Raw genomic sequence first — 23949 nt, 5'->3', positions numbered from 1 at the left:
AAGTTTCAAATTCCTTAGGAAAACGTTTCATTTCTTCCGTCTGTATAGTTGGGGGGGACAATACCTTATATGAATAGTATCGAAGAACTGGTGTGCGACGAAAGTTTCCAGCAATTTTGCCTGGGACATGATGCCGACACAAACAGCTACTGGGAAGATCAACTAAAATTACATCCCGAAATGATTGAGGAAGCCCGGCGGATCGTCAATATCCTTAGTGCCAACCAGGGCAGCCGGCTAGACCATTCCAGGCAATTACAGGACGGATTAAGACAATCCGTTCAATTACAGCAACTATTAGAGGTTTCCGCATCTAAAGGCCGTAAACGCCGTTTTATATATGCCATTGCCGCTACAGGGTTAATCCTGTTTGGCGTATGGCGGATGCTGCCCGTTAAAAAACAACCGGCAACCTACACAGCTTCCCACAACCCGCGCCACACCTATATTCTTACAGATGGCTCCATCATTACCCTTCGGGAAAATGGAACACTGCTGATAGACAACGACTTTGGCAAAAACACCCGGGAAGTAACACTCACCGGAGAAGCCTTCTTCGACGTAAAACACAATGATCAACATCCTTTTATAGTACATACACGCACCGCCGATATCACTGTACTGGGCACCACCTTTACTGTAAGCGCTAATCCCGGTGAAGAAACTGAAACCACTTTATTAAGTGGTAAAATAGCTGTTAACCTGAAAGCGAAGCCCGGAGACAAGATCGTCTTACAGCCCAACCAAAAATTTATTACCAGGATATATAAACTGGACAAAAAAGCAACACCTGTATGGATTCATAACAGGCTTGAGATAGATAATGAGCCACTGGAAGAAATAGCGAAAAAGCTGGAAAAGTGGTATGGTATCCCTGTAATATTCTCAGATGAAGCTGTAAAAAGCTACCGGTACTCCGGCACCTTTGAAAGTGAATCCATCATTAAAGCCCTGGAAGCGCTACAGCTCTCCTACCCTTTCAATTTTAAAGTCAATAATAACGTGATCGTTATCAGTAAATAAAGAGAGGGGAAGTGCTACGAACACCTCCCCCCGATTTTTAGGTTCGCCAAATCACTAACAAACCCAACCAAAATTATGCGAAAAATTGTGTTTTGGGGCAGGAAGGTTCATGCCCTTATGCCCAGTCAATTACTATTAACGATGAAACTAGCCACCCTGCTCTTTTTTCTGACTTGTATGCAGGTATATGCCAAAAGCTATGCCCAGGAAAAAATTAGTCTGCAACTAAAAGAGACAAGTATTCTGCAATTACTGAAAGCAGTGGAAAAACAAACCAGCTACCGGTTTGTATATCACAATGAAACCCTGCCGGCCAACAGTAAGATCACCATTACCGCGAATGCCCTGCCTTTAGAAACGGTACTGGACAAAGCATTTGCATCTACCAATCTGCACTATGCCATTAAAGAAGATGGCCTGGTGGTGATCTATGCCCGGGAAGGTGATCATGAAATAAGAGGAAAGGTAAGTGGTGCAGATAACCTGCCCCTGCCCGGTGTAACTGTAAGAGCCGGTAGTAAAGGCGCCCTTACAGATATCAATGGCCAGTATGTAATACAAGCTCCTGAAGGGGCTACTACCCTCGAATTTTCTCTGATAGGATATTCCAGACAACAGGTATCTATCAGTGATAGAAAGATCATCAATATTACTTTACAGATAGATGTTCAAACGCTGAATAGTGTCACTATCACCGGTTATACTAATTATACCCGTGATAAATCTGCCAGCGCTACCGCGGTGGTAGGATCTGATAAAATCAGTCAGGTGCCAATGGCTACGTTCGACCAGGTATTGCAGGGACGTGTACCCGGACTGGTAGTATCATCCGGCTCCGGTCAGCCTGGTACCAGTGCCAGCGTAGTGCTGAGAGGTGTGGGAACTATCAACGGTAATTCTTCTCTTTTATACGTGGTAGATGGAGTTCCTGTAGAATCCAATTATCTGCAGGCGATCAATCCTTCTGATATTGAATCTGTCACGGTATTAAAAGATGCTTCTTCCAAAGCCTTGTATGGTTCAAGAGGCGCCAATGGCGTATTGGTAATCACTACTAAAAAAGGTAAAAGCGGAAAACTTACTGTAGAATATAAATCGCAGTACGGTATCTCCCAAATGACCTCTTCCCGTACGCCTATGATGAATACAAAAGAGCGTTTGCAGTTTGAAGAAGAGATAGGTGAAACCTATGGAGAGACATTAGGCGCCGGCTGGGCCTATTCAAAAAAGAACCCTGATTATGCGGCATTATCATCCGCAGAACAACATATTTATGATACAAGACTGGATAGTATCAGTCATATTAATGCCAACTGGCGCGATCTTCTCCTGCGTACCGGCAAGTTCATGGAACAGCAGGTAAGCGCCAGCGGTGGTAATGAAAATGTTCGTTTTTATACTTCTATTAACTATTACAAACAGGATGGGATTGTACTGCGTTCAGGGCTTGAAAGATATACTCTCAAGAACAACCTGGATTTCACCGCAGGCAAATTAACCGCCAATGTAAACCTGGGCCTGGGCTATGCCAATTCCAGCTTTATAGAAAGAGAAGGCTCCAGTAAGATCAATAATCCTTTAGCTGCTACGATGTATGCATTGCCATACGAATACCCTTATGCAGCTGACGGGACGATGATCTTACCGGACAATGCCTCTCAGTATAATGCTTTCGGGGATCAGGAAGGCGCTATTGCACTGGAAGGAATGCAAAACAGGACCCGCACCAGTAACCAAATAAAAGGTATCCTCAGTTCTTCTCTCAACTATGCCATCGGTAGTGGATTCGTGGCGAAAACCCGTTTGGGTATAGACTTCCGGGAGACTACAGATCAGCGTTATATCAATCCTGATTCTTATTCCGGTTCTACGGTAGACAATGGTACCAAAGGTAGCTTTGGAGAAGGACTGGACAGGAACATAGGACTGATCTCTACTTCAGGAATTACCTGGGCGAAGATGATCGCACAGCGTCATGATATTGAAGTATCTGCTTATTATGAATTCTCTCAGAATAATTATAAATACTTCAACTATGAAGGATATGGATTGAATGGTAAAATAGGAGAATCTCCTGCTGCTATTACACCGGGTTCCGCAGACAATGCTTATAGTGCTACCCTGGGTGGTGGAAGAGAAAAACGTGCGCTTGTTTCTTACATCGGTGTTGGACGTTATACATTGGATGGTAAGTATACATTAAATGCCAGCTATCGTTATGACGGATCATCTACTGTTCCTGCTACTAACCGCTGGCATGGGTTCTACTCTGCCGGTTTAGGATGGGAAGCGAAGAAAGAATCTTTCTTATCAGATGTTTCCTTCATTAATGACCTGCGTTTTCGCGTAAGTTATGGGACGACTGCCAGTCCGTTCAGTACAGCATATGGTTATGCTGCTACTTTTAATAACGTATCGTATAATGGTAACAGTGGTATCGCACCTTCGGCACCAGGTTATGCAAAGTACGACTGGGAATATGCAAAAGAATTCAATGCCGGATTTGATCTGGCCATCTGGAATAACAGGGTGCGTATCGTTACAGATGTATATAATAAAGTCACCAGCAATCTGTTCCTGGAACAGCCTTTATCGCTCACTTCCGGATTCAGTGAATTGCTCTTAAATACAGGCGCTATGCGCAACAGAGGTATTGAAGCTGATGTACAGGCAGACGTATTAAAAGTGGGAGACTTTACCTGGAGCCTGGGCTTCAACATCGCTTATAATAAAAATGTCATTACAGACCTGGGGACTGCTGGTCAGTTTGAACAGAATACGACAGAGATTGTAATGGTGGGTCATCCTTATGGTTCGCACTATGCACCTAAATGGGCAGGTGTAAACCCTGCCAATGGAGATCCTCAGTATTATACCCGCGATGGTAAAATCACTACGGATTATAATTTCTCTACTTTAAGTGTAGCCGAATTTGGTACCTATATTCCTGTTATCACAGGAGGATTTAATACAGGATTTAAATGGAAAGGTATTTATCTCACTGCATTATTTACTTATGCGGATAAAACAAACCGTTACAATAATGAAGATTATTATAACGAGAATCCCAGCTTCACTACCAGCAATCAGACTACACGTATGCTGTACAATCGCTGGAAGAAACCGGGCGACAACGCTATCCTGCCAAGGTATGATGCAGAAAGAAACTTCACTTCCCGTGATATTCAAAATGCCTCTTATATCCGTTTAAGAAATGTAAACCTGGGTTATAATGTACCCTTCAAATTAAAATACATCAAAGGCATTCACATCTTTGTACAGGCGCAAAACCTGCATACATGGACGAAATGGCGGGGATTTGATCCTGAGGATAATAATGGGGAAGCAGAGTTTGACTACCCAAGTGCAAGAACATATACCGCTGGTTTGAATGTTAACTTTTAATCGATGATGAACATGAAAAATATTACCATTATACTGTTGCTCTCCATCTTCACAATGGCTTGTAACAAAAAACTGGATCTTCAACCTTCTGATACTATTGATGCAGAAAAAGCTTATCAGAAAATCGGAGATCTGAATGAAGGGTTAATAGGTGCATATGCGGCACTTACGTCTACGACTATCCGTGCTTCATCACTGGTATCTGATGAATGTATGCTTCCTTCTGATAATTCTACCGGTAAATATGTATCTACCTACCGCTGGCAGTACGATCCCAGCAGCACTACTATTACAGATGCATGGGGAGAATTTTACATAACGATAGACCGTTTAAACAGGGTGCTTGCTGCGGCAGATAAGATAAAAATCTCAACAGCTGATGAAGCTTTGCGTGATCAATACAAAGGAGAGTTATTAGCATTAAGAGCTTATTGCCATCTTGAATTACTGCGTTACTTCGCAGATAAATATGATCCTGCCGCAAAAGGAGTTCCTTTCATGAGCGAGTCCAAAATCAGTTATCCTTCCAGGGATAAATTCGGAGATGTGATCACTAAAATCAATGCAGACCTGACTGCTGCCAGGGCATTAATCCCGGCTTCTTTTGATGATAAAACCCGTATTACACTGAATACGGTGATTGCCATACAGGCAAGAACTGCTCTTTATGCAAAAGACTGGGCGAATGCAGCTGCTTATGCCAGAGAAGTAATTGCTGCAGAGCCACTGGCAGACAGTACCGTCTTCCCAGCTATATGGACTCCTGCTAAAAACAATGCAGAAGTATTATGGCGCCTATCCCGCACAGCTACTGACGAAGACCTGGCTGGTGATATTTATTATGATACCAGGGGATTTATCCTGTATGTACCTTCTTTTGCTTTATTATCTACATTTGACAAAGACAATGACATAAGGTTTTCTGCTTATATCCGTGAGAGTCCGGATGCAGGAGGAGACAATGCTCCTTATATTGTACGTAAATATGAAGGCGATGTTGAGAACACGCCCAACCTGGCAGACATGATCCCTTTCCGTACCGGAGAGATGTACCTTATACTGGCAGAAGCACTGGCAGAAAACGATGATCCTTCTGCCGGGGCTGATGCTCTCAACGAATTACGTGCCGCACGTATTTATGGTTATACACCGGAAACATTCTCAGGCAAGGATACTTTAATAAGGGCGGTATATGCAGAACGTTTTAAAGAACTGGCTTTTGAAGGACATCGTTTCTTCGACCTGCGCAGAAGGGATTTACCGGTAAGCCGTATACCAGCGGATGCAGTGAATGCATTGGGAGCTATCCTGTTAAAATCTACAGATACCCGGTATACATTTCCTATCCCGGATGCAGAGATCCTGGCGAATAAGAATATGAGTCAAAACAGTAACTACTAATTATATGATTGTAAGATTTGTTACCTGCTTACTTTTACTTTGCTCCTGTTTGCATGCACAACACAGACCAGCTTCTGTGGGTATTATAGGTGATACCGCTGATATACAGACGCCTGTAAAAGGAGGTGTTGTGTTAATGGGAGGAAGCACCAGTGTGGATGATGCTTTTAAATGGATGCTGGAAAGAAGTGGTGGAGGTGATGTGGTCATTTTACGGGCTACCGGCACTGATTCTTATAACAGTTACATTGATGAACTGGGGAAATCCAACTCGATAGAAACGCTGAAAATAGATAGCCGGGATCTTGCGAATAATGATACCGTTGCGAATATTATCCGTCATGCGGAAATGCTGTTCATTGCCGGTGGGGATCAGTCGAACTATCTTCGCTACTGGAAAGGGACTAAAACAGATGCTGCTATCAATTACCTGCTGAATGTAAAGAAGGCTCCTGTAGGCGGCACCAGTGCCGGCTGTGCTATCCTTAGCGGCCTTTATTACAGTGGAGAAGGTGGCAGTGCCGTTTCTATAGAAACGCTGGCGAATCCTTACGATCCTTTGGTTACTTTGCATAATAACGACTTCCTGCATCCTCCCTATCTGCAAAACGTACTCACAGACCAGCATTTCCTGGCCCGTGGACGGGAAGGCAGGCATGCCTCCTTCCTGGCACGTATTGCAAAAGACTGGCACCTCTTTGCCAAAGGTATTGCAGTGGACGAGCAGACAGCCGTTTGTATAGATACCAAAGGTGTGGCTACTGTGATGGGGCAAAGTAAAGCCTGTTTTATTTATACGACTGCCGCCCCGGAACGTTGTGTTGCCGGTCAGCCCTTAGAATGGAACTTACATCAGAAAGCATTGCAGGTATATGAACTGCCCGCGGGTGGTCATTTTGATGTGGCTCACTTTGATAAGGCCAAAGCGCAGGGCGGTACATGGAACTGGTGGTATGTGGATAACGGACGACTTGTAAAAAGTGACAATATGTTACCAAAGGAGAAATACGTGATGGTCATCCACGGTGGCGCGGGTACTATCCTTAAAAAGAATATGACGCCTGAAAAGGAAGCGGCCTACAGGGCCGCCCTTAAAGAAGCGTTAACCACAGGTTATCAGGCTATTCAGGCAGGCAAGAGCAGCATAGATGCTGTAGAAGCTACCATTCGTGTACTGGAAGACTGCCCCCTGTTTAATGCAGGCAAAGGCGCGGTATTCACTCACGATGGCAGGAATGAAATGGATGCCGCTATTATGAATGGAAAAACCCTGGAAGCAGGCGCTGTTGCAGGTGTAACCAATATTAAAAATCCCATCAGCGCTGCCAGGGCGGTGATGGAGAAATCAGAACATGTGATGATGACGGGTCCGGGTGCGGAACAGTTTGCCAAAGACGCCGGTATCGAAATCGTTGATCCTAAATACTTCTGGACAAAAGAGCGTTGGGACGGTTTACAGCAGGCATTAAAAGAAGACTCCATGAAGAGTAAACTGGACCACAGCTATCAGCCTGCCGGTAAATTAGGCATAGAAAACCACGACAATAAATTCGGGACTGTAGGAGCTGTTGCCCTTGATAAAGCGGGCAACCTGGCCGCGGCTACTTCTACCGGCGGTATGACTAATAAAAAATACGGCCGTATCGGCGACTCTCCTATCATTGGAGCCGGTACTTATGCCAACAATAAAACGGTAGCTGTTTCCTGTACTGGTTGGGGTGAATTCTACATCCGCAATGTAGTAGCTTATGATCTTTCTGCACTGATTGCCTATAAGGGTTTATCAGTAGAAGAAGCGGGAAAAACGGTGATTGCCAAAGTAGATGCGATGGGAGGTGACGGAGGATTGATAGCCCTGGATAAAGACGGTAATGCAGCCTTACCGTTTAATACAGATGGTATGTACCGGGGTACAGTGACTGCTGATGGAAAAATTGAGATTCATATTTACAAAGAAGACTGACAAAAACAAGAGAGGCTATCTCTGGTTCGAAGATAGCCTCATTCAATAAAGACAGGTTTAATTATATTATAACAGTGTGGTCAGCACCGGTTGGGATCTAGTTCAAAAAGCTGAACTTGTTTTCAAACAATTTTCCAATTCCAGGAACGGGGCTCAATGCTTCGTTTGAAGCAGAGATAATACCAAAAATCAGCAGTATCAATGGAAGAAGGCCGGCTATTGATAAAATAGTACCTAGCGAAGGGATAATAGAGGCTATAATAGCAATTACAATATTCAAGGCAATAGCGAAAATGAAAATACCTAGTGCCTGAGTAAGATGATAACGAACCAATGGGCTCTTCTCTGCCTGATTCTTATACTGCAGGTATGCTATTACCCAGCCGATTAATGTGATGTAGGCTACGATTGCCAGCGTTTTGTTCTTCATGAATATTTTTTTGTGTTAAGAATATGTCAGCAAAAGTATCGTCCCAAAATCTCTCTTGCTATTTCCCCACTACTACAGATGAACTACGGGTTAAAAAACGGATGACTACAAAACAACTACAGAAATGACAATCTACTATATATCAATTATTTATATTGTCCGTAACTTTCGCCGCCTGGCTGTCACGGGTATTTTTCTGTACACTGATGGCTCCAAAAATGCTTAACAGGAAAGCAAATGCGTAGAAACCTTTTTCGCTTGGTAATAATGTAGCGTTCCACAATCCTACTGCTAATAATACCAATGTTAGTATGGTAGACACCCAGCTGATTCCATAATAGATATCAGTAACAGGTATTCCTTCCAGCCTGTCTCTCACACATTTCTGTACAGAGACGCCTGCAAATAATCCATACATCAGTATTGTAAAGTAGTAACCTTTCTCATTCAGCTGCATCTGAGCATTCCAGAGTCCGATAATATAACCTGCTATCCCAATAAACAATGCGACCCAAGATGTTGCGATAAATGCGAATGACGGTTTTTGTTTCATCTACAGTATTCCTTAATTCGAGAACAAAAGTAGAGTATTTCAGCAGGCTGGGGTATAGCTGAAATCAGGGATATATTATCTTTAAGTATGTAATTTATTGATTTTAAGCCGATTGAACATTTACAATCATTTCTTTTAGTACTGCATTTCCGAAATGGCTTACAAAAGCCACGTCTGCGGCATCCCGACCGTAAGCTAATACTATCCTTCCGCCTTTAGGTTCCCGCTGGGTAGCATCAAAACAGTACCATCGTCCACCTATGTAGGCTTCAAACCAGGCGTGCAGGTCCATTGGTTTCAGGTCGTACAGATATCCTGCTACCATACGGGCAGGGATATCCAGGCCACGGCATAAGGTGATCCCTAAATGAGTAAAATCCCGGCATACGCCTACTTTAGTGGCCAATACATCCGCAGCAGAGGTGGAGCTGTTTGTAGTTCCGTATTCATACCGGATACTTCCATTAATCCATTTACAGATAGCATCTACCTGCTGATAACCCGGCGCACATCCTTCCGTGAGTTTTATAGCGAGGTCTGCAAATTTATCCGACTCACAATAACGGCTTGGTAAAAGGAACTGCAGTACATGATCCGGTAGTTCCGGCATGGGGATCCAGGAGGCGTACATATTTACATCAATAGTATCGGAACAATCTACCAGGGCACGACTTTCCACTTTGAATGAACCGGCAGGGATGATAATACGCTGGCATAAATTGCGATATATATCTGGAAATTCAATTACAGGTGTGTAGGGTGTTGTTAACAATTCATTCCTTACAACAAATTGCGCATTCCCGCTTTGAGGATGCAACATGAAAATACTTGGTACGGTGGTTTCTGAAGAAAATTCAAGTGAGCAGGACACATTTAACAACATATCGTTTAAGATACATTTTTCCCTGAAATCTCTGAAAACAATCTTTATAAGGTAGTGCATCAGTTCGATTTATTAACCCCTCCCGGGAGACAAGCTAGTGTCTTAGGGGAGAGTTGTCCCCTAAGACACTCTTAATTTGTATAAGTCCTGAATAGTACGGAGAGGGAAGCCATTATATCATGACGAAGGGATATAGAATTTCAGCGTTTATATAAGAACTGTTAAATGTTATACAACCATTAAACATAACCGGGTAACTGCCGGTCATACTTACATAAACTAAAACAAATGAGAACTTTCATATTAACAACAGCCGCCATTTTTCTGGCAACAGTTACCACCGAAGCAAAAGGTCACAAATCAACAGACAAAGGAGTAAGCAGTTTCTCCAAAGAACAGTTTGCTGTTGATTTTGACAATACTTCAAATGCCGTATGGAGAAGAACCTCTCTTTTTGATGAAGTGTCATTTATTGAAGATGGGAAAAGCTATACAGCATTCTATGATACGCATTCTCAGTTGGTAGGTACAACATCCGTTGCTAAGTTTTCCGACCTGCCTGCCAATGCGCAAGCGCGCATCAAACAGGACTATAAAAATTACAGTGTAGAATCTGTTATCAACTATGATGACAATGAATTAAACGCTACAGACATTCAGTTATTCGGGCTTCAGACAGATGCTGCCGACAGTTATTTTGTTGAGCTGAAAAAGGATAATAAACGTCTGGTAGTACAGGTATACACCAGTGGAGATGTTACATTCTTCCATGACATAAAATAGCAGTTCTTTCTGCTTCACAGTTAAAAATGCCCATAGTAAAACACTATGGGCATTTTTTATTATTTATCCAGCACAGGCGCACCTTTTAACTTTTCTTTAATTGAATCCGGAAGATATGGGCGCCCACCGGTAGCAGGTACACATGTTCCTGTGAAAACTGCTTTGGTAACGATCTTACCGTTTAGAATTATTTTTTGTTCGAAGTGTATCTGAGGTTTATCACTTTTTTCAGCAAACAATTCACATGTTACTGTGAATGTATCATCCTTCTTTAAGGAACGAAGGAAATTAATAGTGTACTGAGATAACACCATATTTATTCCTTTTTCCGCTTCTTCTTCAAGACTGAATCCAAGTACATCTTTTATAAATTCATGTCTGCAATATTCCATGTAAAAAGGGTAATACAAACCATCCATTATCCCCTGAACGTCTATATGCTCTGGCTTAACGGTATATTCTTTTACATATTCCATAATCTATTTTTTATCTGCTAATATAATTATTTAGTAGTTAATCCATTCCAGAGAGTCCTCATATAGGGAGCAATAAAAAAGGCATCTTCAATATTGCCCTTCACATTAAAAATATTTATGCTGAAGGCGAATTAGATGAAAACTCAACTACCGAGGAATACTCGGGAGTTCAACAAGAAGGCAAACGAAAGGTTAAATAGAATATAACCCATTATAATCTCGACGTTATTCTATCAGTAGGATATATTTCCAGACGAAAAGGCAACTTGTGCAAAAATTGCACAAATTCAAGATGAAGGAAATAGAACGGTTAAATACCAGATATAATCTGGATATGATTATATCGGTTGGATATCGGTTAACAATTATCTTTGCATCATATGAAACCAGGCATCTTTTTAAAAAGCACTTCACCTCTGGATGATACCATCTTTGAAAAATCAGTAATATTCGTCGCCGAGTATAACGAAAAAGGTGCAATGGGTTTTATCATAAATAAAGAGTTCCCCCGAAAATTAAATGAACTGGAAGAATTTAAGAATATAATCTCCTTCCCTATACATCTCGGAGGACCTGTAGATCAGGAGCATCTCTACTTTGTACATCAACGGCCTGATTTAATAGAAGGAGGTATACCAGTTACTGATAATATTTTCCTGGGAGGAGACTTTAAATCAGCTGTGAAAAATATTGACAATAATATTCTCAGTGAAAAAGATATAAAGATATTTATTGGCTATTGTGGTTGGGATTACCTTGAACTGGATGAAGAAATAACAGAAGGCAGCTGGATGATTTTGGATGCCAGAACTTTGTTTTAAATATGTACTAAAGAAGGCATCAATTTGCATCAATGCCTTTAATTTTTTCAGCGTTTATTCTAGCGCAGCCAGAACGGAGAAATTATAAAGTGGTAATGAATTTAAGATCCTTTGAACAAATTACGGCATGCCCCTTCATTGTTAAATAGTTACCAGTAACGTATTCTATCTTATTAGCTGTAAGCACCGCACAGATATCATTAAAAGTATCCTGTTCCCCTATACGATTATAATCATCGAGTAATATACAAAATGAAGTATCAAGGTTTTGAGGTACCAGATCTACAATTTGATGCCTGGAATAACGGGGAGACCCATAAGGCCCGTCTACAAGTATCAGATTATATTTCTTATTTCCAACGTGACTGGTAATATTTTTATATATCAGCGTTTCAAAACCATTCAGCTCTTTCTTTTCCAATTCACATACACTAACATTTGTGGTGTAATCACCTGCCAGTCCATCTTTAAAAAACTGAATCCATTCTTCATCATGCTCAAAAGTCTCTGCAGTGGAATCAGTGAAATAACTACTATACTGATGGATCATTTTTGAAGACTGCCCTAATCCAAATTCAAGTACATTTTTGGGTTTAACATCATTCAATATCCGGTATAATGTATAAAGCACTCCATAGTCCACAGCCCACCCTCCTGGTGAAAAACTTTTATTTTTAAGCCACCTGCTATTCTCAATAGTGCTAGTAAATACCTGAGCTTTCAATATTTCTCTATTCAGTAAAACACTTTCATTGACTGCCCTGAATGCATACAGGATTTTCTTAAATTTATTAATCATAAATAAGCATATTGAGAGTACAATAATATAAAAAAAGATCTGTAATAAAGATCAAGTTGAATATATCTGTGGTAATTGCTTTGATCTGACAATCGGAGACAAAACGTAAACTATATGTGCCCAAAACAAAAAGGCTTTTAGAGCAAACCTCCAAAAGCCTTTTAACCGTGTAGCGAAAGAGGGAGTTGAACCCTCGACCTCAGGGTTATGAATCCTGCGCTCTAACCACCTGAGCTACCTCGCCATTTCCCCGCTCTGTATTTCAAAACGGAGTGCAAAGATAACGGGGAAAATGATAAAAGCCAAACGTTAAATGCAAAAAGTTATTATTATTTAATAAGATAATAGCTCTTCTATTGCTGAAGCTACTTTTTCAGGATTTGGCAACGCAACATTTTCTAGTAACATATTCATTGGAACAGCTGGTAAATCCATCGTTCCGAGAGTGAAAACAGGCGCATCAAGAGATTTGAAACAAGCCTTTTGTATACGCCCTGCCAATGCCTGCGCAAAAGAATTGTTTAGCTGTTCTTCTGTAAGGACAAGGCACTTGCCATGTTTATTAACTGTATTGAAGATAAGTTCTTCGTCCAGAGGGAAAAGCGTACGGAGATCTATAATCTCTACCAGACCAGGGAAAGATGTCGCGGCCGTCATAGCCCAATATACCCCCATGCCATATGTGATGATACAAAGGGTTTCACCGCGTTTGGTATCACGGGGATGTGACTGTAATACAACACGCCCCTTTCCTAATGGCAGAACATAGTCTTTGTCAGGTTCTACCATAATAGCCGCCTGCGTACCAGGAACCTTACTCCAGTATAAACCTTTGTGTTCCAGCATGACTACCGGGTTAGGATCTAAGAAGGCTGCTTTCATCAGCCCTTTCATGTCTGCTGCATTGGAAGGATAGACGACTTTGATCCCCTTGATAGTCAGCAAGGTAGATTCTATGCTGCCGGAATGATAAGGGCCGCCGCCACCGTATGCTCCTATGGGGACGCGGATAAGCGTCTGCACAGGGTATTTGCCATTGCTCAAATAGCAGGACTTAGAAATCTCTGTTACAAGCTGATTAAAGGCTGGATAGATGTAATCGGCAAACTGGATTTCTACAATAGGTTTGACACCAACAGCCGCCAACCCAGCGGTAGCACCTACAATATAAGCCTCCTGAATGGCAGTATTATATACACGATGATCACCGAACTTCTCAGCCAGTGTAGCCGCCTCTCGGAATACACCGCCCAGACGACGCCCAACATCCTGGCCAAAGAAAATCGCTTCAGGGAACTCTTGCAGGATCTCTTCCACCGCATGCAATGCCGCATCCACCATTACCACTTTACTGCCATTAACAGGTGAACGTACACCACGTTCTTCGGCCACAGCAGCAGGCGCAAATATATGGTCCTGCACAGTGGAAGGATCAGGATCGTCAGCGCCTTTAGCACGGGCAAACTCGATGCTGATATATTCCTGGATGTCTTCCTCAATGGTCAGGAGATCATCCTCCGGAAATCCGGATGCTAATAAAATATTTCGTAACCGCGGAATAGGATCTTTTTCTTCATGTAAGGAGAGGTCTTCCGCCGTGCGGTACCACTCTTTGCGAACACCAGAAGTATGGTGCCCCAGCAAAGGAACACAGGCATGCACCAAAATAGGCTTCCTTTCCTGGCGAACATAACTGATAGCAGCTCCCATGGCGTGGTAACATTCCTCAAAGTCGCTCCCATCCACCCGCATGCGTTCCAGTCCCTTAAACCCGGCAGCATACTCATAAGCATCCATTACCCGGGTTTCGGCAGCACTGGCCGAAATACCCCATTCATTGTCCTGGATAAGGTAGATGACCGGCAATTGCCATAGAACAGCACTCTGCAGCGCCTCACTCACCTCCCCTTCCGTCACACTGCCATCTCCCAGGGAACATAACACCACCGGCGCCTGTTCTTCAGCAGCTAATCCAATACGTTCCAGGTAGCTGATACCCTGCCCCATACCGGTAGCGGGAATCACCTGCATCCCCGTAGCGCTGCTCTGGTGAGGAATACGCGGACGATTATCTGATATGCTATTCGGATGACAATAATAAGACCGCCCGCCGGAAAAAGGATCATCTCCCTTTGCCAGTAACTGCAGCATCAGCTCATAAGGCGAAAAGCCCATCGCTAATAACATGCTGTCATCACGGTAATAAGGACTGGCATAATCCCAGGGGTGTAACTGAAGCCCTGTCGCGATCTGTATCGCTTCATGACCACGGGAAGTGGAGTGTACATACTTGCATATCTGGCGGTTCGCCTCATAGATGGCAGCCATGTCCCTGGCCTGACACATCAGCCGGTAAGCCTTTAATAATATGGCCTGTTTGCTTACTGATCGCTCCTCCGTGGTAATAGTGGCTTTTAAAGTTGGAGCGCTTATACTATCTTTAAACACGTAAGATTGTTTTGGTGATTCTTAAAAACAAATATATAGTTGCTACAACAACTATTGCTACCGCAAATTAACTATTATGCCTGATACTTTTGTAAATAATCCAACATTTTATAAGTTGGATGCAACCCTGAAGAGAATCCGTAACTATTGGCAAAAAACCTTCGATGCAAACAAGAAAGACATTACAGTGGATCAGTGGTTACTGATAGAGAACCTTTACAAGCATAATAAAATCACCCATAATGAGCTGGCAAAGCTCACTTCCAAGGATATTACAACGGTATCCCGTATCATAGAACTGCTGGTAAAGAAAGAGTTAGTGGTGCGTGAAGGCTCCCCTCTGGACAGACGGAAAGTATATTTACAACTGACCCCTAAAGGATCTGAAAAATATAAAGATGTGAGACCCTTAGTGCTGGAAATGCGTAAAACAGGCTGGGTGGGCCTGAATGAAGGTGATTATCAGGAGTTAACAAGAATCCTGGATGTGATTTATAATAACGTACCGTAGGCCGACCAGGAAAGTATCCCTGGTCAGCCCCGGATCTTATTTGATGTCGAATTCAAGCAGGCTGTCATTCTCAATGAACGCCTCCAGCTTATCCCCAATTTCTACAGGTCCTACTCCAGCAGGAGTACCCGTAAACACAAGATCCCCAATATTCAGCGTAAAGTATTTGGAGATATAAGCAATCAGGAAATCGAAAGAAAACAGCAGGTCTTTCGTATTCCCCTGTTGCGCTATCTGCTTGTTCTTATACAGGCAGAAGTTAATGTCTTTCTTATCAAGCTCTGGTGTAATAGGAATAAACTGACCCACTACAGCAGAGTTATCAAACGCCTTGGCTATCTCCCAGGGCAAACCTTTCTGCTTTTGTTTATCCTGCAGATCACGGGCGGTAAAATCAATCCCAACACCTAACTGATCATAATATTTATCAGCAAATTTCTCCTGTATATGCTTGCCATTCTTACAGATACGAAGCACCAGTTCACACTCGTAGTGCAGGTTATCAGTAAACTCAGGGTAATAGAAAGGGTGGTTATTCTGTAACAATGCATTCTTCGGCTTCATAAAAATCACCGGTTCCGTAGGCACCTCATTTTTCAGTTCCTTTGCATGATCAGCATAATTTCTACCAACGCAAATAATTTTCATATTAGTTGTATTTATTCATTGTACGCTCGATTCCAATGGATCCGAAACTCTCAATGATCTCCACAGATTTATTGATCTTTTCAAGTACGACAGGCCATTCCTCTCCCGACCATTTACCCAGCACAAATTCTACCTGTTTCCCTTTAGGGAAATTATTCCCTACACCAAAACGCAGGCGGGGATACTGATTTGTACCCAGCAATTCCTGGATACTGGTTAGCCCATTATGACCGGCATCACTTCCACCAGGGCGAATACGCACCTTTTCCACAGGAAGGGCCAGATCATCTAATATTACGAATATATTCTCCAGGGGGATTTTTTCCTTGTCCATCCAGTACTTCACGGCTTTACCGCTGAGATTCATATAGGTGGTAGGTTTGATGACCACAAATACGCGCCCTTTCCATTTGCACTCAGCCACGTCTGCCAGCCTTTCACTTTTAAAAGTACCACCATGCTTTTTCACAAAAGTGTCCACAACGTCGAAGCCTATATTATGACGGGTATTCTCATATTCAGCACCAATATTACCTAATCCTACTATCAGGTATTTCATCTATTATATTTTAATGTCTCCGGCAAAAATAGAAAAAGTCCCGTCTTGGTTGAACCGAGACGGGACTTTTTACAAAAATATCTGAAAAGAAGCTTATTTCTTTTTAGTATCTGCACTAGCCTCTTCCTGACGCAACTGACGAGTCATTACTACAGAAGCGATAGGAATACGTGGAGAGTTCAGAATCTCGATGTTTGGAGCAACTACGTCCTGTACACGAACGTTACCGTTCAGTTCAAGATTGTCGATGCTTACTTCGATATTTTCACGCAGGTCTTTAGGCAATGCCTTAACTTTCAGCGCCTTGATCTTAACAACCAGTTTACCACCGGCCTTAACACCTTCAGACTGACCAACGATTTTGATAGGCAATGTAACTGATACATGCTTACCTTCTACCAGTTCCAGGAAATCGATGTGAGCCAGTTCGTCTGTCACTACATCAAACTGCAGATCTTTCAATACGCACCTGTAAACTTTGCCATCTAACTTAACTTCGGCCAGCTGGAAATCAGGTGTGTACACCAGATTTTTGAATGCGATAGCTGGAGCTGAAAAACTTACGGTTTCTGCACCCCCGTAAATAACACAAGGCACTTGTCCCTCAGAACGGATTTGGCGGGTGGCTTTTTTGCCGTATTCGCTCCTGAGTTGTCCTTCGATTGTTATCGTTTTCATTGATTAAACATTTATGTTGTTAAAAATTAAACACGTTAAATACTACCGGCGGTGACTGTGTACAAACAAGTTGGTAATCGACTTGTTCTCGTACATGTTCCTGATAGCTACTGCAAAAAGGTCTGCAACACTGAGTACTTTAATCTTACTGCTCTCTATCCTCAAAGGGATCGTATCGCAGATCACCATCTCTTCCAGCACTGAGTTCTCAATATTTTCAAAGGCCTTTCCACTTAATACAGGATGGGTACAGAATGCACGAACGCTTTTTGCTCCCTTTTCCATTAACAAGTTAGCTGCTTTGGTAAGCGTACCTGCCGTATCACAAATATCATCTATCAACACTACTTCCCTGTCTTTCACCTCTCCTATCACTACCATGGAAGCGATCTCATTTGCACGTTTACGGTGCTTGTCGCAAATCACCATTTCCGCATTGAAATAGGCCGCAACTTCCCTTACCCTGTTAGTACTACCTACGTCAGGGGACGCAAAGGTAAGACTTTCCAGCTTTAAATTCTCTATGTATGGGATGAAAATTGCGGAACTGTCCAGGTGATCCACAGGGATATCAAAGAACCCCTGTATCTGGGGAGCATGCAAATCCATGGTTATCACCCTGTTAGCCCCTGCAGAAGTAAGCAGATTAGCTACCAGTTTGGACGCAATAGCTACCCTTGGCTTGTCTTTTCTGTCCTGCCTCGCAAAACCAAAGTATGGGATGACAGCGGTAATATACCCTGCTGAAGCCCTCTTGGCCGCATCTATCATCATTAATAATTCCATCAGATTTTCTGAAGGAGAATTGGTACTCTGAATGAGGAAAACATAATCTCCACGGATACTCTCCATGTAGATAGGCTGAAACTCGCCATCGCTGAACTTCTGGATGGTAAGCTTACCCAGACCATTGCCATATCTTTTGGCAATCTTTTCTGCCAGCTCCGGATTACTGTTTCCTGTAAATATTTTTACTGATGGTTGCATGTCTATGACTATGGAAAAGAGGTTGCGAAATTATAACTTTTGGAGTATGTAAATGCTTTTTTTTGTATCAATCACCATACAGCAGGCAATCTTACTGCTTTCAAAATGTATAAATTAACTAATTATCAGTTATTTACATGAAAATCCTATAGCGCAAATAATAATGTACCAATCCTAAAGTGCCTCAATTTAGAAAGAATTTAAGGGATTGAGGAAAATATGTACATTTGCTAAAATTTTTAGCAAAGTTATGGAAGCTGTTGTTAACCTACCCTCTCATACAGCCATTAAAAATTGGGCAGATGATGATAAGCCCAGAGAAAAATTAATGAATAATGGCGCCGCTTCACTCAGTGATGCAGAATTACTGGCACTTATATTAAACAACGGGCATAAGCAGAAATCTGCCGTGGAATTAGCCAGGGATATACTGCGTAATGCCGCATTCAACCTCTGTGAGCTGGGCAAACAAAGTGTACGTCAGCTTAAAAAGAACAGAGGTGTAGGAAATGCCAAGGCAGTTGCCATTGTAGCCGCTATGGAACTTTCCCGGCGCCGGCAGGCCTGTTATTCCCTTAAAAAGGAAACCATCAGGCATGGCAGTGATGCCGCACTTTATTTTAAGCCCTTACTCGGCGATCATACCTACGAAACCTTTCATGTACTGTATCTGAATAATGCTTCCAAAGCATTAAAGAGCAGTTGCATCAGCAAAGGTGGCATCACCAACACCTTCGCAGATCCCAGAATCATTTTCAGGGAAGCCCTGGAGCTGGGCGCTACACGCATCATCCTTTGCCATAATCATCCTTCAGGAAATCTCACGCCAAGCAGCGCCGATATCAGCATCACAAAAAAAATAAAAGAAGCCGGCCTCCTCTTTGATATCGCAGTCCTGGATCATATAATCGTATCAGAAGCAGGCTATTGCAGTATGGTGGAAGAAGGGTTCATTATATAAGATTTGAATATATAATCTCTTTTTCCTTACATTCGCAATTATTTTATTTTCAAATACTAACATGCTCAAAATAGGAATCTTTGGGGTAGGGCATCTGGGTAAAATTCATCTCTCCCAGCTGGCCACCATGAAAGACGTAGAAGTTGTAGGTTTTTACGATCCGGCTAATACAAATGCAGACAGTATTACCGAGCAGTACAAGATTCCGAGATTCGATGCAGCTGAAGAACTGATACAGGCTTCCGACGCTATCGACATCGTTGCTCCCACCACACAACACTTTAAATTGTGTGAAATGGCTATCCGTAACGGAAAGCACATTTTTGTGGAGAAGCCGATGACCAACACCCTGGAAGAAGCTAAAACACTGGTAAAACTGGTGGAAGAAGCGAATATCAAATTCCAGGTAGGGCATGTTGAACGCTTCAATCCCGCCTTCCTTGCTCTGAAAGGATACGACCTTAAACCAATGTTCATAGAAGTACACCGCCTGGCTGAATTCAATCCACGCGGTACTGATGTAAGTGTGATCCTGGATCTGATGATCCACGACATAGACATCGTACTGAGCATTGTAAAATCTACTGTGAATAGGATTTCTGCCAGCGGCGTAGCCGTGATGAGTGATACTCCCGATATCGCCAACGTACGCATAGAATTCCATAATGGCTGTGTGGCTAACTTAACGTCCAGCCGCATTTCCCTGAAGAAGATGCGTAAAATGCGCCTGTTCCAGAAAGATGCTTACATAGGTATAGACTTCCTGGATAAGAAAACAGAGATCATCAAGCTGAAAACACCTGAAGATGAAGGGCTGTTTACACTGGATATAGAAACCAATGCAGGCAGAAAAACCATCGCTATCGATAACCCGGAAATTAAACAGGTGAATGCCATCCGTCTGGAACTGGAAATGTTCCGCGATGCTATTTTACAGAATAAACCTGTACCGGTGAATGCGATTGATGGATTACAGGCCCTGGATGTAGCTCACCAGATTTTACAGAAGATCAATAAGGGCTTATCCAGTGCTGAATCAGCTCAGTAAAGCACTGGCTATAATTAAATCCAGCGGACGGGTGATCTTTATATTTGCTTCCTCTCCGGGAACCAACCGGATATTATGCCCCTGCCTTTCTACTACCGTAGCTTCATCCGTAAATAACGGATCATAAGGTGATGCAAATGCAGGAAGGATTAATTCTGATAAAAACGTCTGTGGGGTTTGTATAATTTTGAAACGCTCGCGATCTACCGCCCGGTTTCCCTCTTTATATAATTCACGGATACTATCTTTCATATCGATAGCAGGAATAGCACTACCAGACTCTAAAGCAGCGTCATAACAATTACGGATCAACTCCGCACTTACTAATGGCCGTACACCATCATGTACAAATACTACCGAATACTCCGGTACCTGATCCAGCCCATTCTTCACAGAATGAAACCTTGTCTCTCCTCCCTTTACCAGTTTAATACCAGGAAACTCTCCCAGCCACTCCTGTACATAACTGAAATGCGCCTCCGGTAATACAAGCACAATCTGCATATCAGTATATGCCTTTGCAAATGCAGAGACAGTATGCCATAACACAGGCTTTCCGGCCAGTTCCAGGAACTGTTTGGGCACAGCGCTTCCCATGCGGGTACCTGATCCGCCGGCAACGATGATGGCTATCTTTTTTCTTGGTTCCATATCAAAAAAAAGTCCCGCATAATTGCAGGACTTCCTTCAAAATTTTTATCATCAGATAATCAGCATGGCATCACCATAACTGAAGAAACGGTATTTTTCTTTAATCGCCTGTTGGTAAGCTTCCATTACCAGGTCGTAACCGGCAAAAGCACATACCATGATCAGCAGGCTAGTTTTTGGCAGGTGGAAGTTAGTCACCAGTGCATTAGGAATAGAAAAATCGTAAGGAGGATGGATAAAAGTATTCGTCCAGCCTTCAGCAGCTTTCAGTAGATTCTGTGCGGTTACAGAAGATTCTACCGCTCTTACAGTAGTAGTTCCGATAGCACAAACCTTACGGTTATCTTCTTTTGCCTTGTTTACGATCTTTACAGCGTATTCATCTATATTGAAATACTCTGCATCCATTTTATGTTTGCTCAAATCTTCTACCTCAATCGGGCGGAAAGTACCTAAACCAGTATGCAGTGTTACTTCCGCAAACTTTACACCTTTGATTTCAAGACGTTTGATCAACTCACGACTGAAGTGCAAACCTGCAGTAGGAGCAGCAACAGCGCCTTCATATTTAGCATAAACGGTCTGGTAACGCTCTTTATCTTCGTCTTCAGGTTTACGTTTGATATATTTAGGAAGAGGAGTTTCTCCCAGTGTGTCTAATACCTGCTTGAACTCTTCGTCATTTCCTTCGAACAAAAAGCGGATAGTACGGCCACGGGAAGTAGTGTTATCAATTACTTCTGCTACCAGTGATTCATCATCACCAAAGTATAATTTATTACCAACCCTGATTTTACGGGCAGGATCTACGATCACATCCCACAAACGGTTTTGCTTATTCAGCTCACGCAACAGGAATACTTCAATCTTAGCGCCGGTCTTTTCCTTACGGCCATACAGACGTGCAGGAAATACCTTGGTGTTATTCACCACCATTACATCCTTATCATTGAAGTAGCCGATAATGTCACGGAAAACTTTATGCTCGATTTTTCCAGTGGCGCGGTTTACCACCATTAAACGTGCTTCATCTCTTGTCTTGGAAGGGTGCTGTGCAATTAGATTTAAAGGAAGATCGAACCTGAACTGTGATAGTTTCATATTACGGTATGAATGAATTTAAGGTCGCAAAAGTAAGGATAATTATGGTATCAATCAAAAAATGATTAAGATACCATTATAAACAGACAATTATACATGAATGTTTTTAGGAATAGAACTGATGAGCTGGCGGGTATATATACTTTGAGGATGTTCATATACCTGGTTGGCATCCCCTGATTCTTCAATTTTCCCCTTATTCATCACCATCATACGGTCACTGATAAATCGTACAACAGAAAGATCATGGGAGATGAAGATGTAAGTGAATCCGAACTCATCCCTTAACTGCATCAGCAGGTTCAGCACCTGTGCCTGTATGCTTACATCCAGCGCTGCTACAGATTCATCGCAGATGATAAAGGAAGGTTGCAAAGCCAATGCCCGGGCTATTACAATACGTTGCCGCTGCCCGCCGGAGAACTCATGCGGATAGCGGTGGTAATGCTCAGGCTGCAGGTTCACCTTCTCCAGCAGCTCCTGGACCTTCTCCTTGCGCACCTTATCATTACTGTGTAAACCATGTACATGCATGGGTTCCAGGATGGCCTGCCCTATTGTTAACCGTGGATTTAAAGAAGAATAAGGGTCCTGGAAGATGATCTGGATATCCTTGCGAAGGTCCCGCATAGCGGATGCAGACAAACTGCTGATATCTTTTCCTTTGTAGATGATACTGCCACTGGTAGGTTCCACCAGTCGTAATAATGTTCTGCCTAAAGTTGTCTTCCCACAGCCGGACTCTCCTACCAGCCCCATTGTTTCTCCTTCTCTCACATTAAAACTCACACCATTCACGGCTTTGGTCCAGGTAAGCGTTTTCCCTAAGAAGTTACGGGTAGCGGGGAACCAGGTATGCAGGTCGTTTACTTCCAGCAGCAGCGGGTTTGTGGCTAATTGCTGTTCCCGGCCGGCGATTTCAGCAGTTGGTATCTCCAGACTGTTCACCAGTCCTTTCACCGCTTTCTCTTTCTCATGAATAAACCCGTCTGCATCTACTTCCATAAAGTCGCGGATCACCGGCAGCCGGTATAAACGTTTATCCAGCGGAGGACGGCAAGCCAGCAGTCCCTTTGTATAAGGATGCTGCGGATGAGTGAATAGTTGTTGTACAGTGCCCTGTTCTACGATCCGGCCTTTGTACATCACGGCTACTTTATCTGCGATCTCTGCGATCACACCCAGATCATGCGTAATAAATACTACGCTCATTCCTGTTTGCTGCTGCAGTTCTTTTAATAATTCGAGGATGGCTTTCTGAACGGTGACATCAAGCGCTGTGGTAGGTTCGTCTGCGATCAGTAACCGGGGCTGACAACTAATCGCCATCGCGATCATCACACGTTGTTTTTGTCCGCCGGAAAGCTGATGTGGATATCGATGCAATAATGATTCGGGATCTGGCAGTTTTACCTGCCGGAATAAAGCCAGGGTCTGTTCCCGCGCTTCCTGTGCAGAGACCTTCTTATGCAGCCTTATAGCCTCCATCACCTGTGCCCCGCAGGTATGTAAAGGATTCAGCGAAGTCATTGGTTCCTGGAAGATCATGGCGATCTCATTACCCCGCCATGCACGCATTTGTTGTTCAGAAAGATCTGAAAGGTTAACATTATCGTATAACATACTCCCGGCAGCAGGCTGCACCAGCCGCATAATAGAAAGGGCTGTGACAGATTTACCGGAGCCGGACTCTCCTACTATACCCACAATTTCGCTGGTACCAATATCCAGTGAAATATCGTTCACGGCTATTGTACCAGGAAATGAAACGGTCAGATGGCGGATTGATAACATTTAGTATTGGCATATTACGAAACAAT

The 23949-nt window shown here is 42.9% G+C and carries 22 protein-coding genes and 1 tRNA gene; 9 read left to right on the top strand and 14 right to left on the bottom strand.

The window, feature by feature from the left end; genetic code table 11:
• The first annotated feature begins 69 nt into the window (after positions 1–69).
• The 4 genes from BMW86_RS14375 to BMW86_RS14360 all read left to right on the top strand — a co-directional run bounded on the left by BMW86_RS14375 (position 70) and on the right by BMW86_RS14360 (position 7792).
• Positions 70–1023 (top strand): FecR family protein, encoded by a 954-nt coding sequence (locus BMW86_RS14375; RefSeq protein WP_089782433.1) that lies wholly within the window; start codon positions 70–72, stop codon positions 1021–1023.
• Positions 1024–1164: 141 nt separating this feature from the next.
• Complete coding sequence (locus BMW86_RS14370) at positions 1165–4428, top strand: SusC/RagA family TonB-linked outer membrane protein (protein WP_089782432.1); 3264 nt, start codon at positions 1165–1167, stop codon at positions 4426–4428.
• 12 nt (positions 4429–4440) lie between these two features.
• Entirely contained in the window at positions 4441–5829 is a 1389-nt protein-coding gene (locus BMW86_RS14365; protein ID WP_218149146.1) for a RagB/SusD family nutrient uptake outer membrane protein, read from the top strand.
• Between the two features lie 4 nt (positions 5830–5833).
• Positions 5834–7792: an isoaspartyl peptidase/L-asparaginase gene (locus tag BMW86_RS14360; RefSeq protein WP_089782430.1), complete on the top strand. Its 1959-nt coding sequence runs from the start codon at positions 5834–5836 to the stop codon at positions 7790–7792.
• 97 nt (positions 7793–7889) lie between these two features.
• Here the strand turns inward: BMW86_RS14360 and BMW86_RS14355 are convergent, their stop codons facing one another.
• The 3 genes from BMW86_RS14355 to BMW86_RS14345 form a co-directional block, all read right to left on the bottom strand.
• On the bottom strand, positions 7890–8222 hold the full coding sequence (locus BMW86_RS14355; protein WP_089782429.1) for a magnetosome magnetite crystal formation protein family: 333 nt from the start codon (positions 8220–8222) through the stop codon (positions 7890–7892).
• 142 nt (positions 8223–8364) lie between these two features.
• Complete coding sequence (yiaA, locus tag BMW86_RS14350; protein ID WP_089782428.1) at positions 8365–8775, bottom strand: inner membrane protein YiaA; 411 nt, start codon at positions 8773–8775, stop codon at positions 8365–8367.
• A 103-nt stretch (positions 8776–8878) separates the two neighbouring features.
• The gene (locus BMW86_RS14345; protein ID WP_255372921.1) at positions 8879–9718 is read right to left on the bottom strand and encodes a transglutaminase-like domain-containing protein; all 840 of its coding nucleotides are present in this window, start codon (positions 9716–9718) and stop codon (positions 8879–8881) included.
• A 228-nt stretch (positions 9719–9946) separates the two neighbouring features.
• On the opposite strand from BMW86_RS14345, the gene BMW86_RS14340 reads away from it, so the two are divergent.
• The gene (locus tag BMW86_RS14340; RefSeq protein ID WP_089782427.1) at positions 9947–10441 is read left to right on the top strand and encodes a hypothetical protein; all 495 of its coding nucleotides are present in this window, start codon (positions 9947–9949) and stop codon (positions 10439–10441) included.
• A 59-nt stretch (positions 10442–10500) separates the two neighbouring features.
• On the opposite strand, the gene BMW86_RS14335 is transcribed toward BMW86_RS14340, so the two are convergent.
• Positions 10501–10917 (bottom strand): acyl-CoA thioesterase, encoded by a 417-nt coding sequence (locus tag BMW86_RS14335; RefSeq protein WP_089782426.1) that lies wholly within the window; start codon positions 10915–10917, stop codon positions 10501–10503.
• Between the two features lie 380 nt (positions 10918–11297).
• On the opposite strand from BMW86_RS14335, the gene BMW86_RS14330 reads away from it, so the two are divergent.
• A complete protein-coding gene (locus tag BMW86_RS14330) occupies positions 11298–11738 on the top strand; it encodes a YqgE/AlgH family protein (RefSeq protein WP_089782425.1) in 441 nt (146 codons plus the stop codon).
• An 82-nt stretch (positions 11739–11820) separates the two neighbouring features.
• Here BMW86_RS14330 and BMW86_RS14325 read toward each other — a convergent pair whose 3' ends face one another.
• From BMW86_RS14325 to BMW86_RS14315, 3 genes are all read right to left on the bottom strand, one after another.
• A complete protein-coding gene (locus BMW86_RS14325; RefSeq protein WP_089782424.1) occupies positions 11821–12537 on the bottom strand; it encodes a hypothetical protein in 717 nt (238 codons plus the stop codon).
• A 170-nt stretch (positions 12538–12707) separates the two neighbouring features.
• Positions 12708–12781, bottom strand: a tRNA-Met gene (locus tag BMW86_RS14320).
• 89 nt (positions 12782–12870) lie between these two features.
• Complete coding sequence (locus BMW86_RS14315; protein ID WP_255372920.1) at positions 12871–14985, bottom strand: alpha-ketoacid dehydrogenase subunit alpha/beta; 2115 nt, start codon at positions 14983–14985, stop codon at positions 12871–12873.
• 76 nt (positions 14986–15061) lie between these two features.
• Between BMW86_RS14315 and BMW86_RS14310 the strand changes: the two genes are divergently transcribed.
• Complete coding sequence (locus tag BMW86_RS14310) at positions 15062–15496, top strand: MarR family winged helix-turn-helix transcriptional regulator (RefSeq protein ID WP_089782422.1); 435 nt, start codon at positions 15062–15064, stop codon at positions 15494–15496.
• A gap of 36 nt (positions 15497–15532) precedes the next feature.
• Here the strand turns inward: BMW86_RS14310 and BMW86_RS14305 are convergent, their stop codons facing one another.
• From BMW86_RS14305 to BMW86_RS14290, 4 genes are all read right to left on the bottom strand, one after another.
• The gene (locus tag BMW86_RS14305) at positions 15533–16144 is read right to left on the bottom strand and encodes a fumarylacetoacetate hydrolase family protein (RefSeq protein WP_089782421.1); all 612 of its coding nucleotides are present in this window, start codon (positions 16142–16144) and stop codon (positions 15533–15535) included.
• Position 16145: 1 nt separating this feature from the next.
• On the bottom strand, positions 16146–16703 hold the full coding sequence (gene pth, locus BMW86_RS14300; protein WP_089782420.1) for an aminoacyl-tRNA hydrolase: 558 nt from the start codon (positions 16701–16703) through the stop codon (positions 16146–16148).
• A gap of 93 nt (positions 16704–16796) precedes the next feature.
• A complete protein-coding gene (locus BMW86_RS14295; protein ID WP_089782419.1) occupies positions 16797–17381 on the bottom strand; it encodes a 50S ribosomal protein L25 in 585 nt (194 codons plus the stop codon).
• Positions 17382–17423: 42 nt separating this feature from the next.
• Complete coding sequence (locus BMW86_RS14290; RefSeq protein WP_177189268.1) at positions 17424–18368, bottom strand: ribose-phosphate pyrophosphokinase; 945 nt, start codon at positions 18366–18368, stop codon at positions 17424–17426.
• A 250-nt stretch (positions 18369–18618) separates the two neighbouring features.
• Here BMW86_RS14290 and radC point away from each other — a divergent pair, with 250 nt between their 5' ends.
• Positions 18619–19329 (top strand): RadC family protein, encoded by a 711-nt coding sequence (gene radC / locus BMW86_RS14285; RefSeq protein ID WP_089782417.1) that lies wholly within the window; start codon positions 18619–18621, stop codon positions 19327–19329.
• A 61-nt stretch (positions 19330–19390) separates the two neighbouring features.
• Positions 19391–20377, top strand: a complete 987-nt coding sequence (locus BMW86_RS14280) for a Gfo/Idh/MocA family protein (protein ID WP_089782416.1) — start codon at positions 19391–19393, stop codon at positions 20375–20377.
• Here BMW86_RS14280 and BMW86_RS14275 read toward each other — a convergent pair.
• From BMW86_RS14275 to BMW86_RS14265, 3 genes are all read right to left on the bottom strand, one after another.
• Entirely contained in the window at positions 20366–21028 is a 663-nt protein-coding gene (locus BMW86_RS14275) for a 2-C-methyl-D-erythritol 4-phosphate cytidylyltransferase (protein ID WP_089782415.1), read from the bottom strand. The genes BMW86_RS14280 and BMW86_RS14275 overlap by 12 nt on opposite strands.
• A gap of 51 nt (positions 21029–21079) precedes the next feature.
• Positions 21080–22129 carry a tRNA preQ1(34) S-adenosylmethionine ribosyltransferase-isomerase QueA gene (queA, locus tag BMW86_RS14270; protein WP_089782414.1) on the bottom strand — a complete coding sequence of 350 codons (1050 nt, stop codon included), beginning with the start codon at positions 22127–22129 and terminating at the stop codon, positions 21080–21082.
• 90 nt (positions 22130–22219) lie between these two features.
• Positions 22220–23923, bottom strand: coding sequence for an ABC transporter ATP-binding protein (locus BMW86_RS14265; RefSeq protein WP_089782413.1), 1704 nt, complete (start codon positions 23921–23923; stop codon positions 22220–22222).
• Between the last annotated feature and the right edge of the window lie 26 nt (positions 23924–23949).

It is taken from the genome of Chitinophaga sp. YR573, from assembly GCF_900110995.1.
Classification (GTDB): domain Bacteria; phylum Bacteroidota; class Bacteroidia; order Chitinophagales; family Chitinophagaceae; genus Chitinophaga.
This window is presented reverse-complemented; position numbering and strand designations above follow the sequence as displayed.

What these genes read in the sequence shown, in the direction of transcription:
- queA (WP_089782414.1), bottom strand. Translation starts at nt 22,129, where the DNA reads ATGAAACTATCACAGTTCAGGTTCGATCTTCCTTTAAATCTAATTGCA.
- BMW86_RS14280 (WP_089782416.1), top strand. Translation starts at nt 19,391, where the DNA reads ATGCTCAAAATAGGAATCTTTGGGGTAGGGCATCTGGGTAAAATTCAT.
- yiaA (WP_089782428.1), bottom strand. Translation starts at nt 8,775, where the DNA reads ATGAAACAAAAACCGTCATTCGCATTTATCGCAACATCTTGGGTCGCA.
- BMW86_RS14370 (WP_089782432.1), top strand. Translation starts at nt 1,165, where the DNA reads ATGAAACTAGCCACCCTGCTCTTTTTTCTGACTTGTATGCAGGTATAT.
- pth (WP_089782420.1), bottom strand. Translation starts at nt 16,703, where the DNA reads ATGAAATACCTGATAGTAGGATTAGGTAATATTGGTGCTGAATATGAG.
- BMW86_RS14305 (WP_089782421.1), bottom strand. Translation starts at nt 16,144, where the DNA reads ATGAAAATTATTTGCGTTGGTAGAAATTATGCTGATCATGCAAAGGAA.
- BMW86_RS14295 (WP_089782419.1), bottom strand. Translation starts at nt 17,381, where the DNA reads ATGAAAACGATAACAATCGAAGGACAACTCAGGAGCGAATACGGCAAA.
- BMW86_RS14325 (WP_089782424.1), bottom strand. Translation starts at nt 12,537, where the DNA reads ATGATTAATAAATTTAAGAAAATCCTGTATGCATTCAGGGCAGTCAAT.
- BMW86_RS14290 (WP_177189268.1), bottom strand. Translation starts at nt 18,368, where the DNA reads ATGCAACCATCAGTAAAAATATTTACAGGAAACAGTAATCCGGAGCTG.
- BMW86_RS14365 (WP_218149146.1), top strand. Translation starts at nt 4,441, where the DNA reads ATGAAAAATATTACCATTATACTGTTGCTCTCCATCTTCACAATGGCT.
- BMW86_RS14275 (WP_089782415.1), bottom strand. Translation starts at nt 21,028, where the DNA reads ATGGAACCAAGAAAAAAGATAGCCATCATCGTTGCCGGCGGATCAGGT.
- BMW86_RS14330 (WP_089782425.1), top strand. Translation starts at nt 11,298, where the DNA reads ATGAAACCAGGCATCTTTTTAAAAAGCACTTCACCTCTGGATGATACC.
- BMW86_RS14355 (WP_089782429.1), bottom strand. Translation starts at nt 8,222, where the DNA reads ATGAAGAACAAAACGCTGGCAATCGTAGCCTACATCACATTAATCGGC.
- BMW86_RS14340 (WP_089782427.1), top strand. Translation starts at nt 9,947, where the DNA reads ATGAGAACTTTCATATTAACAACAGCCGCCATTTTTCTGGCAACAGTT.
- BMW86_RS14375 (WP_089782433.1), top strand. Translation starts at nt 70, where the DNA reads ATGAATAGTATCGAAGAACTGGTGTGCGACGAAAGTTTCCAGCAATTT.
- BMW86_RS14345 (WP_255372921.1), bottom strand. Translation starts at nt 9,718, where the DNA reads ATGCACTACCTTATAAAGATTGTTTTCAGAGATTTCAGGGAAAAATGT.
- BMW86_RS14265 (WP_089782413.1), bottom strand. Translation starts at nt 23,923, where the DNA reads ATGTTATCAATCCGCCATCTGACCGTTTCATTTCCTGGTACAATAGCC.
- radC (WP_089782417.1), top strand. Translation starts at nt 18,619, where the DNA reads ATGGAAGCTGTTGTTAACCTACCCTCTCATACAGCCATTAAAAATTGG.
- BMW86_RS14335 (WP_089782426.1), bottom strand. Translation starts at nt 10,917, where the DNA reads ATGGAATATGTAAAAGAATATACCGTTAAGCCAGAGCATATAGACGTT.
- BMW86_RS14310 (WP_089782422.1), top strand. Translation starts at nt 15,062, where the DNA reads ATGCCTGATACTTTTGTAAATAATCCAACATTTTATAAGTTGGATGCA.
- BMW86_RS14360 (WP_089782430.1), top strand. Translation starts at nt 5,834, where the DNA reads ATGATTGTAAGATTTGTTACCTGCTTACTTTTACTTTGCTCCTGTTTG.